Annotated in this window: 17 protein-coding genes and 1 pseudogene; 5 read left to right on the forward strand and 13 right to left on the reverse strand. The window is 43.5% G+C overall.

What is annotated here, in order from left to right; genetic code table 11:
• Nucleotides 1-5 precede the first annotated feature (5 nt).
• The 5 genes from ACXHJ2_RS14525 to ACXHJ2_RS14545 all read right to left on the reverse strand — a co-directional run bounded on the left by ACXHJ2_RS14525 (nt 6) and on the right by ACXHJ2_RS14545 (nt 5372).
• Nucleotides 6-1415, reverse strand: a complete 1410-nt coding sequence (locus ACXHJ2_RS14525; protein ID WP_165084380.1) for a glycoside hydrolase family 1 protein — start codon at nt 1413-1415, stop codon at nt 6-8.
• Nucleotides 1416-1487: 72 nt separating this feature from the next.
• Entirely contained in the window at nt 1488-3368 is a 1881-nt protein-coding gene (locus ACXHJ2_RS14530; RefSeq protein ID WP_165084382.1) for a beta-glucoside-specific PTS transporter subunit IIABC, read from the reverse strand.
• Between the two features lie 183 nt (nt 3369-3551).
• Nucleotides 3552-4409 (reverse strand): BglG family transcription antiterminator LicT, encoded by an 858-nt coding sequence (gene licT, locus ACXHJ2_RS14535; RefSeq protein WP_025676280.1) that lies wholly within the window; start codon nt 4407-4409, stop codon nt 3552-3554.
• 244 nt (nt 4410-4653) lie between these two features.
• Nucleotides 4654-4989, reverse strand: a complete 336-nt coding sequence (locus tag ACXHJ2_RS14540; protein ID WP_165084384.1) for a carboxymuconolactone decarboxylase family protein — start codon at nt 4987-4989, stop codon at nt 4654-4656.
• Entirely contained in the window at nt 4986-5372 is a 387-nt protein-coding gene (locus tag ACXHJ2_RS14545; RefSeq protein ID WP_165084385.1) for a tautomerase family protein, read from the reverse strand. The genes ACXHJ2_RS14540 and ACXHJ2_RS14545 overlap by 4 nt, the downstream gene beginning before the upstream one ends.
• Before the next feature lie 112 nt (nt 5373-5484).
• Between ACXHJ2_RS14545 and ACXHJ2_RS14550 the strand changes: the two genes are divergently transcribed.
• A complete protein-coding gene (locus ACXHJ2_RS14550) occupies nt 5485-6378 on the forward strand; it encodes a LysR family transcriptional regulator (protein WP_064963215.1) in 894 nt (297 codons plus the stop codon).
• 140 nt (nt 6379-6518) lie between these two features.
• Here ACXHJ2_RS14550 and ACXHJ2_RS14555 read toward each other — a convergent pair whose 3' ends face one another.
• The 4 genes from ACXHJ2_RS14555 to ACXHJ2_RS14570 form a co-directional block, all read right to left on the reverse strand.
• Complete coding sequence (locus ACXHJ2_RS14555; RefSeq protein WP_064963216.1) at nt 6519-8447, reverse strand: PTS fructose transporter subunit IIABC; 1929 nt, start codon at nt 8445-8447, stop codon at nt 6519-6521.
• Between the two features lie 67 nt (nt 8448-8514).
• On the reverse strand, nt 8515-9426 hold the full coding sequence (gene pfkB, locus ACXHJ2_RS14560) for a 1-phosphofructokinase (RefSeq protein WP_040101700.1): 912 nt from the start codon (nt 9424-9426) through the stop codon (nt 8515-8517).
• Nucleotides 9427-9428: 2 nt separating this feature from the next.
• Nucleotides 9429-10175, reverse strand: a complete 747-nt coding sequence (locus ACXHJ2_RS14565) for a DeoR/GlpR family DNA-binding transcription regulator (protein ID WP_013370378.1) — start codon at nt 10173-10175, stop codon at nt 9429-9431.
• A 278-nt stretch (nt 10176-10453) separates the two neighbouring features.
• Nucleotides 10454-11101 carry an O-methyltransferase gene (locus tag ACXHJ2_RS14570; protein WP_165084387.1) on the reverse strand — a complete coding sequence of 216 codons (648 nt, stop codon included), beginning with the start codon at nt 11099-11101 and terminating at the stop codon, nt 10454-10456.
• Nucleotides 11102-11227: 126 nt separating this feature from the next.
• On the opposite strand from ACXHJ2_RS14570, the gene ACXHJ2_RS14575 reads away from it, so the two are divergent.
• Nucleotides 11228-12115, forward strand: a complete 888-nt coding sequence (locus tag ACXHJ2_RS14575) for a LysR family transcriptional regulator (protein WP_165084389.1) — start codon at nt 11228-11230, stop codon at nt 12113-12115.
• An 87-nt stretch (nt 12116-12202) separates the two neighbouring features.
• Here the strand turns inward: ACXHJ2_RS14575 and ACXHJ2_RS14580 are convergent, their stop codons facing one another.
• Nucleotides 12203-13285, reverse strand: coding sequence for an ankyrin repeat domain-containing protein (locus ACXHJ2_RS14580; RefSeq protein ID WP_165084391.1), 1083 nt, complete (start codon nt 13283-13285; stop codon nt 12203-12205).
• A gap of 205 nt (nt 13286-13490) precedes the next feature.
• Between ACXHJ2_RS14580 and ACXHJ2_RS14585 the strand changes: the two are divergent.
• From ACXHJ2_RS14585 to ACXHJ2_RS14595, 3 genes and pseudogenes are all read left to right on the forward strand, one after another.
• A pseudogene (locus tag ACXHJ2_RS14585) lies at nt 13491-14163 on the forward strand (Crp/Fnr family transcriptional regulator).
• A 75-nt stretch (nt 14164-14238) separates the two neighbouring features.
• Nucleotides 14239-15051, forward strand: coding sequence for a DNA alkylation repair protein (locus tag ACXHJ2_RS14590; protein WP_165084393.1), 813 nt, complete (start codon nt 14239-14241; stop codon nt 15049-15051).
• 396 nt (nt 15052-15447) lie between these two features.
• A complete protein-coding gene (locus ACXHJ2_RS14595) occupies nt 15448-16584 on the forward strand; it encodes a DUF1795 domain-containing protein (RefSeq protein ID WP_165084396.1) in 1137 nt (378 codons plus the stop codon).
• A gap of 124 nt (nt 16585-16708) precedes the next feature.
• On the opposite strand, the gene ACXHJ2_RS14600 is transcribed toward ACXHJ2_RS14595, so the two are convergent.
• The 3 genes from ACXHJ2_RS14600 to ACXHJ2_RS14610 form a co-directional block, all read right to left on the reverse strand.
• Nucleotides 16709-16975, reverse strand: a complete 267-nt coding sequence (locus ACXHJ2_RS14600) for an ABC transporter substrate-binding protein (protein WP_342366157.1) — start codon at nt 16973-16975, stop codon at nt 16709-16711.
• 301 nt (nt 16976-17276) lie between these two features.
• On the reverse strand, nt 17277-18461 hold the full coding sequence (locus ACXHJ2_RS14605) for a helix-turn-helix domain-containing protein (protein WP_457874163.1): 1185 nt from the start codon (nt 18459-18461) through the stop codon (nt 17277-17279).
• Nucleotides 18442-18690 carry a hypothetical protein gene (locus ACXHJ2_RS14610; RefSeq protein ID WP_238791153.1) on the reverse strand — a complete coding sequence of 83 codons (249 nt, stop codon included), beginning with the start codon at nt 18688-18690 and terminating at the stop codon, nt 18442-18444. The genes ACXHJ2_RS14605 and ACXHJ2_RS14610 overlap by 20 nt, the downstream gene beginning before the upstream one ends.
• Between the last annotated feature and the right edge of the window lie 218 nt (nt 18691-18908).

Raw genomic sequence — 18908 nt, forward strand, 5'->3', positions numbered from 1 at the left:
ATTAATTAACGAATGTCACCGTTTGTAGCGATCAGCTTTTGATACCAGTAGAAGCTTTGTTTACGAATACGGCGCAGATCTTTGAGATCAAATTCCTCACGATCCACATAGATGAATCCGTAACGCTTACTGGAGCCCTGATGGGTACTAACCAGATCAATCGCAGACCACGGACAGAAGCCGAATACGTCTACGCCGTCTGTAATAGCCAATTGAATCTGCTCGATATGCTTCTTGAAAAAGTCAATACGATAAGGGTCATTCACTACATCCCCTTCTTCGAGCTTGTCAAAAGCGCCCAGGCCGTTCTCTGTCACGATCAAAGGCAAGTGGTAGCGAGAATATATTTGACGTAATGTACTTCTAAAACCAACCGGATCAATCTCCCAACCAAACTCTGTCTTTTGCAGGTTGGGGTTCACAGAACCTCGATATGCTCCAGGTTCACCCACAATTTCGTGCTGATCGCCTGTATGTGAAAAATCATTTCCATCATCCAAACTTTCCCCTACGGTTTGGGAGGTATAGTAGTTAAAGGCGATAAAGTCCGGATTTCCTTTTGCTAATATATCCATATCCCCTTCTTTAATAACAGGATCATAACCCTTCTCGACCAAATAGCTCCAGGCAATGTGGTTGTAGCGGCCAAATACAGCCATATCCAGGTAGAGCCAGTTGCGAATAGCTGCGTAGTTGTCAGCCGCCAGCGTATCTTCCGGCTTGGAACTGGCTGGATAAATGACCCCTATATTCGGTGCTGGTCCAATTTTCGCATTAGGCAGCATGTCATGGCACAACACCATCGCCTTCGCCTGCGCGACTAACATATGATGATTTTGCTGATACAGTACCTTTTGCGGATTTTCCAGGTTAGTATCCAATGTACCAATAGAACCGGGATGGAGAATCAGCATGTTCTGCTCATTAATGGTTAGCCAGTATTTCACCCTGTCCCCAAAGTTTTCAAACAACGTTTTGGCATACTGCTCGAAGGCATCAATCGTTTCCCTTTTGGACCATCCGCCTTGTTGTTCAAGCGCATAGGGCAGATCAAAATGATACATAGTAACAATGGGTTCAATACCATATTTAATTAATTCGTCAATCAATGAGCTGTAAAATGCAATTCCCTTCGGATTGACTTCGCCGGCGCCTTGTGGATAGATGCGTGTCCAAGCGATCGAGAAGCGATACACCTTAAAGCCCATTTCAGCCATCAGAGCTACGTCCTCTTTGAACATATGGTAATGATCACTGGTTACCTTAAAATCAGTAACTCCTTCAACGTGGTTAGCCATGTCAATGACAGAGGGGCCTTTTCCATCTTCGTCCCATGCACCCTCTACTTGATAAGCGGAAGTTGAACCTCCCCAGAAAAAATTTTCAGGGAATGCCTTCAATTGATTATGTTTCATGATCTAGTCCCTCCAGTTATCGTTATATCCTTCTAATTTCGCTTCATGTACGTGATGATGAGCTTTCCTGTATTACACCACCAAAGTTAGCAATACTTCATTTTTCTGAACCTGCTCCTGATTGGTCTCAAATACGTCCACTTTATGTTTCGTCAGGGTGACGATGACAGGGGTGACGATTTCGTACCCTGCTTCTATAATCTGCTCTCTGTCAAATTGGATTAACAAGTCCCCTTGTTTTACGATATCTCCCTCTTGAACGACCGGATTAAAATGCTTTCCTTTCAACGCGACGGTGTTAATTCCAATATGAATTAATATCTCCGTACCCGCCTTGGAAGTCAAGCCGATGGCATGTCCTGTAGGGAACAGCGACGTTACAACTCCATCTATGGGCGCTACGACCTCACCGACAGACGGTTCAATGGCTAAGCCTTTTCCCATTGCCCCTGTAGAAAATGCCGAATCATTCACTTGGCTCAGTGGTGTAGTCTTGCCTGTGATCGGGCTGTAGATCGTTTCTTTCTTGATGTCAACAGCCTTAGTTGCTGTAACAGTTGGTAGAGGTTCTTCCGTCTTAACGGCCTCAACAGTTGCCGCGGTCTCCCCCTTCACCTTGCTTTCATAGCCAAAAATAAGAGTCAGCACCGTGGCTACCGCGAACGAGCATGCAATGGCAATCACATAAACCAAGGTAGGCGTATATACCGGAATCGCAAAAATGTTGTGAAACACATAAGCTGTCATTTTCACTCCAAAATGTCCATTGATGGCACCGCCTATCGCCCCTGCGATAATGACAATCGGAATGACTCGTTTAAAGCGAAGCACCAGACCATACACAATCGGCTCTGTCACACCCGCCAGCAAGCCTGTAATACTCGTGGAACCTGCAAGGGTTCTAAGTGTTTTGTCTTTTTTCGCCTTCAAGAAGATACCGAATGCGACACCAATTTGAGCAAATACAGCCGCAGCCGCCATCGCCTCAATCGGATCACCGCCAACACCGATATTTTGAATCGTGATCGGGGTAAAGCCCCAGTGAAGTCCGAAGACGACCATAAAGGTCATAAAACCGCCAAGCACAATTCCTGATAAAATGCCGCTTACACCGATTAACCATGTCACACCCGAAGAAATCCAATCTCCTACCGTTGTACCGAACGGTCCAAATGCGATGGCAGATAGCGGAACCATAATCATTAAAGCCAGCATCGGAACTAAAAACAGCTGCAAATCCTTAAGAATGATCTTCTTCAAAAACTTGTCGACCAACGCATAGATGCTGATAGATATGAAAATCGGGAAAACACTCGCTGAGTAGTTCATCATGATCACAGGTATTCCTAAAAATGATACATCAGAGCCTTTGTCCATCAGCCCCGTAAAGTTGGGTTCCAGAAGAGCCGCACCGATCACACCAGCTACATAAGGATTCGCTTTCAGCTTTATACCGAGCGTAATCCCCAGTAAAATCGGCAAAAAGTAAAAAACAGCATTCCCTGCAGCAGACAGGATCAGATAGGTATCACTCGTTGCAGACATCCAGCCTAGCAAGGTCAAAACCGTCAAGAGGGCTTTCAGCATCCCCGAGCCTGCCATCGCTGGAATCAACGGGGAGAAACTGCCGGAAATGACTTCGAAGATTGTGGATATGACCGATGTCTTCTTTCCACTGGATTCGTTACTCGCAGAGGTGTCCGATCCAAAATCCCTGTTTTTCATAATCTCCGTATATACATAGGCAACATGGCTGCCAATAACGACTTGGAATTGTCCACCGCTTTCAACAACAGTAATGACTCCCTCGTGCTTCTCAAGCGCTTCTCTTTCGGCTTTTCGTGAATCCTTCAGGTCAAATCGGAGCCGTGTAGCACAATGGACAAGCCCATTGATATTTTCTTCTCCTCCAACGAGACGTACGATATCCTCGCCCATTTTCTTATGGTCCATGTTCATTCTCCTCTTGGGCAGATTGCCTGAAAACAAAAAAATACCTAAACGAAAGGCATGTATGATCATAGAAAATGATCACTGCCATTCATTTAGGTATCGCCTGCTTATCAGTAACAATCCTTAAATTTAAGTTGTGAGCCTACTATAAATCACTCCGAAATCGTTTGCAAGCTTTTTTTTCTAAGAATCAGCCATATCGTTTCTGGAGGTTACACGCTGTATATGAATCGTCAAATACACTTTTTCATCAATCGACATCGCACTTTCATGCTTTAATTCCAAGTACTGATTAATTAATTGGGTACACTGAAAAGCCCTCTCGTATTTATCTTTGACTTGGTCATACAAGAAGTTATCCCCTGAAGCTAATTGCTCTTGTTCATTGCTCAACAAGCGTTGGGCAAAGTACTGCAAATGAGTAATAAACCGCGAATAATTAAATGAGGTTTCATCCAGTGTAATCTGATAGTAATCGGTTACAATATTGAAAATGTCATCAATGACCTCCGTAATCTCAACCGTTTGTTTCATGCCCTGACCGTCTTGTCTTGCATTGACAAAATGCATGGCAATAAAGCTTGCTTCATGCTCATCCATTTGAATGCCAAATTGAGCATGAATGATGTCCAATGCATTCATACCTATCATAAATTCTTTTTTGTAAAATTTTTTGATCTGCCATAACAGTGAATTTTTAAGCCCCACGGATTTTCTGTATCGAGAGATGGCAAATTGAATATGGTCAATCAAGGAAATATAGATATTATCACTAAAAATATCTCCCATTTCTTTTTTGGCGCTCCCTACAATTTCATCCGCCACCTTTAAATACTCTACAGATGTTTCCCCAATGAGATCAATTAATTTTTGCGGAATTTTATCGGACTTTAATACAAAGGTTTTTTCTATTTTTTCTTCATCGACCCTTTGACCATTTTTCTTTTTAAAACCCAGACCGTTCCCTATGACAACAAACTCATGACCTACCTGATTCTCGGCCCGAATGACATTGTTGTTAAATATTTGCCGGATGATCATCTAGCTGCTCACCTCATTGATGTAATGACAAAGTTTGGAATAACAAAAAAAACCAAATAACGACTAAGTCCATTAGTCATTATTTGGGTATCGCCTGCTTACCAGTAACAATCCCGAAGGGCACTTCACCCCTCATTCAATTACTCTTACTATACCGCTTTCAAAGCAGAATAACAATACAATCATACCAAAAAACCGCCAAACACTCGAAATCCTTGTGCTCAGCGGTAATTCAAGTTCATGGTTAACGTTCTTTTTCCTTACAAAATACGTCTTTGGCAACCTGAACTGCTGAGGCCGCCCGCGGCCATCCTACGTAAAAGGCTAGCTGTGTAATGACCTCAATCAATTCTTCCTCCGAAATCCCGTTCTCTTTGGCCAGGTTCAGATGATAAGGAAGTTGATTCACATGCTCACCCGCTACCAAAGCAGCAACTGTAATGAGACTCCGTTCCCTAAGAGATAGCTCACTTCTTCTCCATACATCTCCAAAAAGAACATCCTCCGTATAGCTTACAAAAGCGGGTGCAAAATTACCTATCATTTCCAGAACACTCGATCTGATTAATTTATGCTTCATAAGATCATTTGGGCAAGTCCGTTGCCAAAGGACCAATCCTCTAATTCAGTCTCTACCAGCGTCACAAATACATCCTCTGATCTAATCTTGCATTCAATAGATAGGAGTTCGGCTAACCTTTGGTAAAAACCCTTTTTTTGTTCCGTAGTTCTACCCGATCCCATTGTAATTTGGATGTACAGCAGCTTGTCTGTTCTGGATACATTCAAATAATCTGGACTATAATAAAACTCGCTCTGCTTATGAGCATAAAAAACCTGAAAGTAATCCTTGAGCGGGACCTGAAAATGTTCGATCAAAGCATTCATGATACAGCGGCTAATGCCAGGCAGCTCTTGTTCTGTGTATTTCTGCTCCATGTAGCCTACTCGTACAAATGGCATATTCATTCTCTCCTATCCGTTGGGATAAGATGATTGTACTCTTCTCATCTTCATCTGTATAATTGAAAATAATCATAAATATATTCAATTTTATCGATAGGAATGAGTTCGCATGGATCTGAAAGAGTTAACTACGTTTCGTACTATTATTGAAGAAGGAACCTTCTCAAAAGCTGCCGCCAAATTAAACTACGCGCAGTCTACAGTCACGAACCAAATCCAGAGGCTAGAGAAAGAGCTGGGATTTCAGCTTTTTAAAAGAGGCTGGGATGCAGAATTAACCGCCTCAGGAAAAATATATGCCGAAGAGATTGACGAACTTATTCAGCATTGGAATTTTGTAATGGACCAGGCGAAGTCGCTGAAAAAAGAAGAGATTGGCACGCTCCATATCGGTGTGATTGAAACTGTGGCTACTACCGCACTGCCTTTGATTCTACGACAATTTCGGAAGCATAAACCGAATATTACGTGCCATTTTACAGTGGGAAACACGGATACGCTCTCAAAAGCTTTGGTGGACGGCACACTGGATTTTGCAATTTCCGGGGAACCTCACTCGGTACCATTCTTACATTTTGAACCTTTATATCACGAACAAATTGCTTTTATCGTGTCCCGCAGTCATCCCTTCGCGGCAAAAAATGGGCTTCAGCTCGAAGATCTGTATGAGTACCCGCTTATCGTCGGAGGGAAGAACTGCTTGTACCATATACGGCTGGAGAAAGAGCTTTCCCGCTTCCGGTCGATGCCATTTTTTTATACCGTCAGTCAAATCTCGTCTATCCCCTCATTCGTAAGTACGATCCCTTCGGTTGGAGTGGTTCTGTCGTCAATGCCTTTGCCGGAGGAACTGGTCACCATCCCTTTCCAGTTAACAGACCCGAATATCCCCATTGGACTGTTACAAAACAATCAGCAATCCCAATACCTGACTTCAGCCCGAAAGCTGTTTATGGAGTTGGTTAAGGAGCTTTGTAGGTTACAGCAATGCCATAACTACTAATAAGCTTATATGGGCAGAGGCGGCGCCTTACCATAAAGAAAAAGCCGCTAAACACTCAGAAACCTGTGTTTAGCGGCTTTACTATTGAAAGATCGAGGAGATGTGCCCCTCTTTTTATTTTATACTCTTATGATACTCGTTTATTTCGTTTCAACTGTTTTTTTCCACAGTCCCAGAATGAGCGCGGAAATCACGGAGCCAATCGCCACTGCAAGCAAGAACAGCAAAGCATGGTTGGCAAGAGCTGCTACAAAAATCCCGCCATGTGGAGCTGGAAGATTGATTTGCCAAAATTGCGTCAGACCACCAGCAATCGCTGAACCTACAATACAAGAGGTCAGGACACGCAGAGGATCAGCAGCTGCGAATGGAATGGCTCCTTCCGTAATGAAGGACAATCCAAGTACATAGTTCGTCAAGCCAGACTTGCGCTCTTGCTCGGTAAATTTATTTTTGAAGAACGTCGAAGCCAGTGCAATCGCCAGTGGAGGTACCATACCGCCAGCCATAACAGCTGCCATCATAGCCCCGTTTGTGTTACCGCTGGAAGTAAAGACACCGATCGAAAATGCGTAAGCTGCTTTGTTGAAAGGTCCGCCCATATCGATCGACATCATTCCGCCCAGAATCAGACCTAAAATAACCGCATTACCTGTTCCCAAATTGTTCAAAACATTGACAAGCCACGTATTAATACCACCGAAAATCGGATCGAACAGGTAGAACATAATCGCGCCTGAAATTAGGAGTCCAAATACAGGGTATAACAAGATTGGTTTTAAACCATCCAGAGCTTTCGGCAGACCTGCCAAAGCTTTACGCAGGAAGATAACTACATAACCGGCCATGAAACCAGCTGCCAGACCGCCAAGAAACCCTGCATTGGAGTTTACAGCCATCAGACCACCGACCATACCTGGCATCAGTGCCGGGCGGTCTCCAATGCTCATTGCGATAAATCCGGCCAGTATCGGAATCAGGAAGTGGAACGCACCTGTTCCCCCGCCAATCGTTTGCAGCAGTTGGAAAAGTACATTATCTTCTCCGGCCACTTGTTCGATCAAGAAGGAAATCGCTAACAAGATCCCCCCGCCGACAACGAATGGCAACATATGAGAAATACCGTTCATTAAATCCTTGTAAATTTTACTGCCCACGCTGGTCTTCTCGGCTTTTGACTCTTCAGCGCTGCCTTTACCTTCACTACGGTAAATTGGCGCATCGCCGTTCAGCGCTTTGCGAATCAATTCTTCGGATTTACGGATACCGTCACTTACCGGTCTTTGCAATACAGGCTTACCGTCAAATCTGGCCATTTCGACCTTCTTGTCAGCCGCAACAATGACACCTTTGGCACGACGAATTTCATCCGCTGTCAGTACGTTTTGTGCGCCTTCCGAGCCGTTCGTTTCTACCCGGATATTTACACCCATCTCTTTCGCTTTCTTAATGAGAGCGTCTTCAGCCATAAACGTGTGCGCAATGCCTGTAGGACAAGCGGTCACCGCAACTACAAACTCGTCAGAATCCGGGTTGCCAACGATAACGTCAGGCGTTTGCTGTGCTTTGGCTGCCTCTTTCTTGGCCTCTTTTGCTTTCTTGGCAGCTTCTTCTTCCGCCTGCTTGGTATCAAACAACTCTGTTACTTCATCCGGTGTTTGTGTATTCATCAGCTTGTCGATGAAATCAGTATCAATGAGCAGCCGAGAGAGGGCAGCCAATGTGCGAAGATGTGTATTTGCTGCTCCCTCTGGAGCTGCAATCATAAAGAATACCTTCGCTGGCTCACCGTCCAGCGATTCGAATTCTACGCCTTTACTGCTTTTGGCAAAAACAACGGTCGCTTCATTCACAGCTTTGGTCTTGGCATGCGGCATCGCAATACCGCCACCGATTCCAGTGCTGGATTCAGCTTCGCGTTTGTAAATCATTTCTTTAAACAAGGCACGGTCATTAATACGTCCACTTGCTTCGAGACTGGCGATGAGTTCCTCAATCGCCCCGTCCTTTGTCGTCGCCTGCAGGTCCATGATCATCGTTTCTTTAATCATCAGGTCTGTTATTCTCATTGTTCACACTCTCCTAAGTTCGATCAGCGTGTAGACACACGCATAATAAGCTCATGATGCAGCCGGATTACCGTTTTGAAATCGTGACTTGCGGCCGTAATTGTTCAATTTTCTCTCTTGTAGCCAGATCATCGGAGAACGCAGTTGCGCTTCCGGATGCCACTCCTGCACGGAAGGCTTCGATCGGATCGCCTTGAAGAGCCAGCGTACCCACGAATCCAGCAATCATAGAATCACCTGCGCCTACAGAATTTTTCACCGTTCCTGCTGGTACATTTGCGTGATACACTTCATCTGCCGTAATGAACAAAGCCCCTTCTCCTGCCATGGAAATGAGTACATTTTTTGCACCTGCTTCCAGCAGTTTACGACCGTAAGTGACAATCTCCTCCTCTGAATGAATAGTTACGCCAAACAACTCAGCCAGCTCATGATGATTGGGCTTAATGAGCAGCGGCTTATGAACCAAAGCCTTCATCAGCGCTTCACCTGTGGTGTCGATGACGAATTCAGCCCCGGTGTCCTGACACACGCGAATCAATCGCTCATAGAAGTCTCCTCCAAGAGATGGCGGGATACTTCCCGACAAGACGACAATGTCATTTTTCTGGAGACCCGCCAGCTTTTGTACCAATGCATCGGCCTCTTGCTCACGAATCACAGGTCCCAAACCGTTAATTTCTGTTTCATCACCATGCTTGAGCTTAATATTGATCCGTGTATCATCTTCGATCATTACAAAATCAGTTTTAATGGATTCTTCCCGCAATGTATCGTCGATAAACCTGCCTGTGAACCCTCCGAGAAAACCAATCGCCGTGCTGTCTGCTCCCAGCTGGTTCAAAATACGTGATACATTAATTCCCTTGCCCCCTGGCAGTTTTAGATCACGTTTCATCCGGTTCAAATCACCGAGCTTCAAATCGTCAACTTCCACGATGTAATCAATGGAAGGGTTTAGTGTTACTGTATATATCATTGTTATCCCTCGATTATCTTAGTTTTCTGAGCTATGGATCGGCGTGAACGTTCTGGCACCGATTCAGTAATAAGGATAGCTTCCTTGAGATCGAATAGTTTGGCGAACGTTACTTCTCCAATTTTGCTGGAATCGGCCAACACATATGTTTTGCCGGACAGCTGATGGGCACGCCGCTTGATCAGCGCCTCTTCAGGATCAGGAGTGGTATACCCCATCTCCACATCTACCCCGTTCGTTCCCAGAAAGCACTTGTCGAATCGAAAATTGTCCAGATTCTGTAGGGCAATACTCCCGATTACGGCTTTGGTATGAATTTTCATCATCCCCCCCAGTAGATAGCTTCTAATTCGTTTGCTTACCAGTGCTTCTACGTGGGAGAGACCGTTTGTCACGACCGTCACGTCTTTAGCTTCAATGTAAGGAATCATCGCCATCGTTGTTGTTCCCGCATCCAGATAGATACATTCACCATCCAAAATTTCTTTAGCTGCCATACGGGCGACTGCGTTTTTTTGTTGAACGTTTTTGAACGTTTTTTCTTCCATGCCGGGTTCCTGACTTTTCTGATTCAGCAAGGTTGCCCCTCCATGAATCCGCTTTAACAACTGACGGCCTTCAAGATCTATCAAATCACGCCGAATCGTTGACTCAGAAGCTCCCAAGAGATCAGCCAATTCCTGCAACTTTACAACACCACGTTCTTGTAAGCGCTGTATTATTAACTTGTATCTTTCTTCCGTCAGCATCTTCATTCCCCCAACTGTTCTTATCGTACCACAAACCTAGCAAAAAACAATCATTTTTCTTCAAAAAGATTCAAAAAAATTCATTCCAACTTCATTTTTTTACAAAATGGTGAATTCCTACTCTAATCAGCATGATTGCGTTTACATTTTAAAGAAATTTCATCTGCTTTTATGTAAATTCATTCTTCTTACATGGAAATTCAGCAGTAAACGTTCAAAAACGTTCTGACACTTCAATTAGTACTATTTTACCATTCTACGTACCATTCGTCCCAACCTTATTTAGTCAGAAAAGAGCTAATCACCGGGACTTCGTCCTCAGCTGTAATTCTCGATTCCTCAGCCAGCAAATCATAAAACTTTCTTACGCCCTGCACACGAGGGTCTGTGCTGTAAGCTTGAATGATCTCCCCTTCACGGACAACATTGTCCCCGATAATAACGGTGCCAGAACGTGAAAAACGAAGTGCCCACTCTAGATATAATGGATTATTGGGTTTATCCGCATCAATAAAAATGAGATCAAAAGGTGCAACGCTCTCATCCTTCATTTGTGTCAACTGCTCCAATGCGTCTCCCTCTCGAAGTTCCACCATTCCATCCAACTGAGCCAACGATATATTCGACCGAGCGATTTTAGCATGAACCGGATGGGCTTCCAGCGTAACTATTTTTCCATCTGTCGGCAACGCCCTACCCAGCCAGATTGTACTGTAGCCTCCCAAGGTACCAATCTCCAACACACGTCGTGCACCTTGCATTTGAGCTAAGATATTTAATAGCTTTCCCTGATTAGGCGACACATCATGCGGAGGTAATCCTGCCTGTTGGTTAGTTGCCAATACCTTTTCCAAGACAGCATCATGCGGAATAAGACGCTCCGAGATATAATGATCTACTTGTTCCCACGTATTCGTTGAATGCATTTGCTCCACTCTCCTTTGGCTTTAACTTACAATTTGATTGTAAATGAATTACTATTATAAAAATAATATATGTTTTTACTCTATTCATAATTTAAATGTATGAGTTAATCAGAAAGGAGTCCGGTCTTGAACCTGCATGCATTACGCTTATTTCACGTGGTCGCCTCTACAAGGAGTGTGACACGTGCCTCTGAACTATTAAATATTAGCCAACCTGCGATAACAGCCCAGATTAAAAAATTCGAAAAAGAAATATCCCTCACACTGCTCGTGCCCATGGGAAGAGGGATTACCTTAACCGATGCTGGTGAAAAGCTTGCTGTTCTCGCCAAACGGCTTTTTGCTGTCGAACAGCAAATCGAACAATTTTCACAGGATTATCGTGACGGAGCCCATGGTCATATTCGGCTGGCTGCTACTTATTTACCGGCTCATTTCCTCATTCCGGCCTGGATCGCAAAATTCAAACAGCAATATGAACAAGTTGAAATGACGATTCATACCACGAACTCCAATAATGCCTTGCAGCAGCTATTGAATATCGAAGTAGATTTGGCGATCTATGGAGGACTGCCTGAGCAGTACTCCGATACGATTCAGACCGAAGAATTATTTCGTGATGAGCTATGGTTTGTAGTAGCGCCGGATCATCGGTATGCGAATCAGCAGGTTTCATTATTGCAAATGATGCAGGAGCCCTTTGTTATGCGTGAGAAGGGAAGCTCGACACGAGAGAGATTGTTTTCCCTATGTCGAACCTACAATGCCCCTGCTCCCAAAGTCACACTTAACTTCACAGGGCTGCATGAGGCGATTACCGCAGTGATTGCCGGTTATGGTGCAAACTTTGTGTCCTCACTAGTCGTGCGTGAATATGTAGAACGCGGTGAGCTATGCCGGGTATATGTGGAGGGTATCCAGCTTCTCAATTCAATCGCTATTTGTACTCGCAAAAATGAGCCACTATCAGCGGCTACCCAGAATTTCATCCAGCTTATTCGCAATCATTCTTGATAAGCATAGGATACCTGTGTACACTTGCGTCTTCTTTGAATAACAAGAGCCATGACTGCGTGCATACCGCATTCATGGCTCACCTTGTTATGATAAATATTCACCCTCAATCATCTTCTCCAGGTAATCTCCCGGCTGCGCAAGAAACTCAGCAAAGTTGCATACATCCGCATATTCCTGATGTTCTTCATCGTAATAGCCCAGACACTTGTGCTTGGGATTCCACACCAAAAGGATATCCGAATAGTTATCTACTTCTAGAGACAAACGCAACAGCTTTTGCCGACCTAATTTCATCTCAACCGTATCTACGAAAGAGAAAAACTCAACAAATTGGATACCTAAATCATTTTCTGGCAGGTCTACACGGCGCTGGTCTCCCATTAGAAAGACTGTAAGATCCTTCGGAAGCTTGTAGCTTTTTAAAGCATGTTGTTTATTCTCCAGATTATGAAACGCTGGCGGTTCCACAGACTTTAGATATTCGGCCATTTCCACGTTCTTATTGCTAACAGCAATCGTATATGCCCGATCTCCACCTTTTTCTGCCAGTGTCACGTCAGCCCCATGCTCTACCAGGTACTTAACCATCGCAAAATCATTATTTCGTGCTGCTACAGTTAAAGGAGTCGCTTTATAGGGATACACCATATCAGAGGCATTGTAATTAATATCTGCACCATGCTCCAACAGTAGTGCTACAGTGTTCAGGTCATGGTTACTAACTGCGTTGCGCAGCGTTGCTCCCCCATGCTGCTTTATATCGAGGCCAAGTTCGTGAATCAGCGGGATATTCTTTTTATTGCCATAATAGGCTTGCTCATAGGCACCAGATTTGACTTGATTTTTTCCGTCCAGCTTGGCACCATGGGCCACCACATAGCGGACAATCTCTTCTGAGCAGTAGCGAACAGCTGTTAAAAATGCAGGGCGATCTTTTGCATTGAGTTGAACTCCCTGCTCCACCAACAGCTTTAACACGTCCATTCGCTGAGAAATAAGCGCAAGGTCTAATGGACTTAACGTCGTATGTTTGCTGAGTTTAAATTCTTGTTCTATATCCCAGCCTTCGGTCAGCGCTTGGCGTAATGCCGATATATTGCCTTCTACAATACGCATTGCGATTTCGGGAAGAACGTCAAATTTGCCAATATCTTTTAATTGGATCATTGTATACCCTCACTCTTTATGTATCTATTATCATGTAAATCCATTTTATACCAATCTCCCCTTTACATAAATCCGCCTGACTTCCCAGTTTATTTGCTCACTTTTAATGCAAACAAGTGAGTAGTATAGGTGAAAGTACCTTAGAGAAGCTATAATTGTATAGTATTATGATTCTGTATACTCGATGCAACGAAAAGGAGAACTTATGAATAGCATTCAATACTTATCTCAATTCAATTTGCTACATAGTCTCTCACGAGAAGATTTGATTGAAATGGATCAAATGACCTCTATTACGACTATACAAAAAAACCCATTTATTCAAACCCCGGATACCTTCTTCAAGGGGCTTTATTTTGTGAAAAGGGGAAAGGTACGTCTCTACAAGCTGAATGCCGATGGGAAGCAGTTCACTTTGGATATTCTCAGTGAGGGAAATGTATTCGGTGAAATGGACATGATTTCACTGGGGACACGGGACATGTACATAGAAACGATAGAAGAATGCGATATCTGCTTGATGGACACAGACCGATTTGAACATTTTTTAATCCAGCATCCCCGGCTTATGATGAATGATTCAGGTACTAAGTGACCGGATCTCAGGAATGAGCAGTCTGGCCCAGCATCTGACTTTGGGGAATTTACAAGATAAAATTATGTATGTTCTTTTAAAATTATGTGATCAATTTGCCCTTCAAAGTCATGATGAGTATTATAAAATTGATTTTCCGCTTTCTCACCAGGAAATAGCGAATTTGGTTGGGGCCACCCGTGAAGCTGTAACAACCGCTCTACAGGAGCTTGTCAAAGAAAAGGCCATTAAAACCGGTTTTAAGACAATTTACATCCATCGCCAAAAGCTAGCCAAGTTGTAAGCTACATTACATCTTTCCTCCTGACAAAAGAATTATCGTATACCTACCAGCAAATATACGATATGGAGTGATGAAATGTTACACCGCAAAGGAGCTCGCAAAAGAACAGATATCCCTACTGATGTACTTCAACTGCTACAGCAGGGACAGCTTGAGACCGTGAATCTTACCGAATGGCTGGCTGTGGATCATGTTGTTCTTCTGCGGAACGCTCTGGATGAGTTTGGATTGCAGCGATCATTCAATGTCTTCTTGACTGAATTGGATCATCTGAAGGAAAAAAAGATCATGAAAATGATACCCGCAATAGCACAGGCGTGGCTTCATGTGTTTGAGCAACAAGCGCTAGAAGAACGTACTCGACTCTTTGACGCGATGGCCTCCCATCTTTCAGACAGCATTCGCTGCTGGGCTGCCTACATCATCGGGATTGATTCCCGTTTAAGTCTAGAAGAAAAATTTGCTGGCATTCGACCATTTGCAGCGGATTCCCATTTCGGAGTACGTGAAATAGCCTGGATGGCAATGAGAGAACCTATATTCTTGCAACTGGATGAGGCGCTTGCGCTGTTAAACAGCTGGGTGCGAAATGAGGATGCTAACATACGTCGTTTTGCTATTGAATTAACCCGGCCACAAGGCGTTTGGGCCAAGCACATCCCTGAACTAAAAGAACATCCCGAGCTGGCTCTTCCACTTTTGGAAGCGGTTCAATCCGACCCAGTCAAATATGTTCAAGACTCGGTGGGCAATTGGCTGAATGATGCCAGCAAAACTAACCCGGAATGGGTAACTCAGGTTTGTGATACATGGCTGATGACTTCTGATACAAAGGAAACGAAGCGAATAGTAACTCGGGCCCAAAGAAGCTTGAACAAAATGAAATAAATCGAAGACTCCTCCCCATCCAATCCATATCTAAAATATTCACATAGAACTATGAGATACATCTGGAATATTAGGAGTGGAGGAATTCCTATGTCTATTATCCGAATCTATCTGGAAGCTGACAGTGTTGTATCTGGGAACGTTACAGCGAGACGGGTTAACGACACTTTCTCCTACTAATCTAATCATAAATACTGGCTTATTAGTTGGCGCTACCGTAGTTGTTGAGGTGATCAATTTCAAACACCAGCGCTTCCTCAACTTCTGTCAACAACGTCACAGTGACGACCACAATAAACGACTGAGCTACGTAAAACAGGACAAACGCCTCTTTTTTATGATTTTATAAAAGGGTAAAATTCCCTTTATAAATATGAAACAGAGGGAGTTATTTCCATGCAATTCAGTTTTGCCTATTTTCGATTTTATATTGTTGCACTTATAGCACTATTCATTCTTACCAGTTGCAATTCCAAAAATGCTGTAACTACAGTCCACACGAATTCTAATGTAGACAATATGACTCATAATACAGCCGTTGTGGACAAAGAAAGTCAGCCTGTCCCACACGTTACAGAGTCGTCGGCTCATACCGTTACCTCGGATAAGGATCTTGTGGCTCTCACCATTCCCGCTGGCTGGCGTAAATTTAAACAAGGACAACTGGATTCGGTGCTTAGTGTTTGTGACAAAGAAAAAAAGAACGTAGGGCTGGTTTTCCGTGTCCCCAAGTCAGCTTTTGCAAATAATATGACGCTCGACGAATTCGTACAGCAACGTGAAGAAATCTCCGCACTGGGCCTAGAAAACTTTAAGGCTGTGGATACTACCCCAATCCAGATTGATTCCACAACCGCCAGAACAGCCGATTATAGTGGGAATTTCAAGGGCCAACAGGTCTATTACTTCAGTGCCATGTTTGAGAGCAAACAGCATTATCTTCAAGTATTGATCTATTCAAGGGGAGGCTCATCTATAGAAAAACATCACGAATTTGCGACAATAGCCAGCTCCTTGAAAATATTAAGCGACTCACAAGTTGAGCCTGATCTTCGTTCAACAACTATTTTAAAAACTTTTAAAAGCGAAGATGCTCAGCAACAAATCCGTCTCCCTTATGTATGGAAGTCTGGTTTAATTCTTAATCCAGATGCATTAATTCAAGCCTGGTATGAAAAACACGATGCGTACATGGCGGTCATCAAGGATTGGAAATCTGAACTACCTTATGAGAAATCCTCAATGATCACATTAAAAGAATACGCTGAGTTTTCAGCTCAATTAGTACTTAAAAGGTCTGGAAAAGGGATAATATTGACGGGACCAATAAAGGTCAATATTAACGGGAATCAAGGCTTGCAATACGAAGTATGGACAGAGAGCGATAAAGTGAAAGTTGTATATTTAATCACTTATTTGGAGCATACCGATTCGTTCTCTCAAATTATTTTCTGGACAAGAGCAGATTATTACGATGACCAAAAATCTGAATTTCAAAGATATACTAAAACATATAGAGAAGAAGAAATATAGACATAACAAAATCCGCCAAACACTTAGGAATCTTGTGTGAAGCGGATTTTTCTATATGACTTTCGCAGATTGAAGTCTTAAAGCTTCTCCCAATTAGTATACAAAGATGTTACTTGTATTTCCTTTATTTTTTGTGGGCTAATAAGAGATTAACTATGGTATCCAGTTGAAGCTCCAGCGAATAGGGGTCTTCCATCACAAACTCATCCCCTTTATTGCTGAATGAACCGTACATGTACACCTGTCCTTTTTTTACAGCCGGAAGACCTTTCCATAGCTCACTATGCAGGATCTGATTGGCCCCCTCATCTTTTGAGCCATATACAAAAATACGATCTCCCATATACTCGGGTAAAACCTCAAGTGAAATATTTTCAAATCCCTCTTTCATATTCAATGCTTTCTTTGTGGGTGGCAGCTTTAGCATTTGATATATGGTTGGACTTCCGTAGTTGCCGCCTTTCGCCCCCAAACATATATGGATTTATTGGCGACTTGTACGATCGAAACCGTCTCTCCATCTTTAATGATACCGTCAATTTTGGTTCTGGCCTCTGCAACTCTCTTCTCTTATTCAGCGATCCACTGCTCGGCTTCTTTCTGTTTGCCAAAAATTTCACTGATTCTGCGGAATTTATCCAGTGGTCCCGCTGTAGATTCACCCTCCCAATACGGCAGGAACACAGTCGTTCCTATCTTTTGGTAGCTGTCGATGTTCTTTTCATTGAGCCGATAATTAAATCAGGTTGCAGAACGGTCAGTTCCTCCAAATCCATAGGAAAATCCCCGAGATCTTTGATTCCGGCTAACTTCTCCTTGGGATATCCCGATGGATCAATCCAAGCCTCATTCAGCATATAGCTTCTGACCCCTAACGGAATAATCCCCAGTTTTAAAAGATGACCCATATACTGATCCGATGCCACTCGTTTCGGGTTTGCAGGTACTTCCTCATCGCCTTTTAGTGTCTTAACCGTTCTTGTCTGCGTTTGTACTGCCGCTTGTCCATCGCTGTTAGATGTTGCCACTGTATGATTAGCCTTCGTCTGCGAGCTTCCATGTGTATTCGTCGGAGCTGAGCAAGCCCCCAGCATCAATGATAAGCACAACATGATCATCATAGCCGTCATTTTGCCTCTACCGTGCATGAAAAAATCCCCTTCCGCATGATACCGATATTGATAATCAATATCAGTATAACGTGTGAAGGCTGTCTGCTGAAGGGCATATTTAAGCTTCGTTTGGGGCATATCCTGATCTTGTCCCTGGATTTGCTGCTGCTGTTCTTTTTTGAATCGTATAGGAGATAGTCCCTTATATTTCTTGAAGCTGCGACTTAATGAATGCGCATCTGGATATCCCACACGCTCTGCGATCTCCTGCAAAGTGGCATCCGTCTGCATTAGCAGCTCTGCCGCCCGATTCGCCCGTATCTGACCCAAGTAATGAATTGGACTGGTATGCATTTTACTTTTGAACAGCCTTGATAAATGTCCGGTACTGCACTCTAGGTCCTCCGCAATAGATTCTAGTGTTATAGGCCGACTAAAATGCTCACGAATATAGGTTACAGCTTGCGCTACCAAGTCAGGCTTAAGGGGCTGAATACCTTGTCGATCCAGTTGGTGTAACAACTCGAATACAAAATGATGAAACAAAGCTTTGACATGCAGTTTACCAAGTCCCGATCCCTTATGCCATTCTTGCTCCAACAGCTTCACTTTATCATACAGAGGCAGCGGGTAATGAGGTGCGAAAGCATACTGATTCTGAAAAGGATTTTCCCTTTCCAGCAATTGTGCGACCTCCTTACGACCAGGCAGGGCCAAAGTTGCCTTGTACAGAATAATGTAATATTCAAATACATCCTCCGTCATGACGCTCAGACACATTCCTTCCCCCCCCATGCAGGACATGGAAACGATCCACCCTATGAATACTGTCATCCAGCCATACCCGTGCACTTCCGCGCACCGTATATAAAAACGCACTGACCGGAAGTCTATAGCTCCGCAATTCTTCCCCTTTATCCATTTTCTTGTGGCGAACATCCATCACCTGTATAAATACATGATTCCACAATACAATGTGATCGTTCAACTTCATTACTACCGCTCAGCCCCCATCCAAACCGATGTGTTGCTTATCCCGCCCAATTTATTAGAATAAATTTATTATAATTGATAATCATTCTCACAAGCAATCATTACGTCTAACTTCCTCTAGATCGTCAAAGCCGCTGATTATCCCCCTATGCAAATATAAGAAAAAGCCCTGTAAAAGGGCTCTCTTTCTTGTGATCCATTCTATTGTCGCTTAAAGTT

The sequence above is a fragment of the Paenibacillus sp. ALE3 genome, from assembly GCF_054113405.1.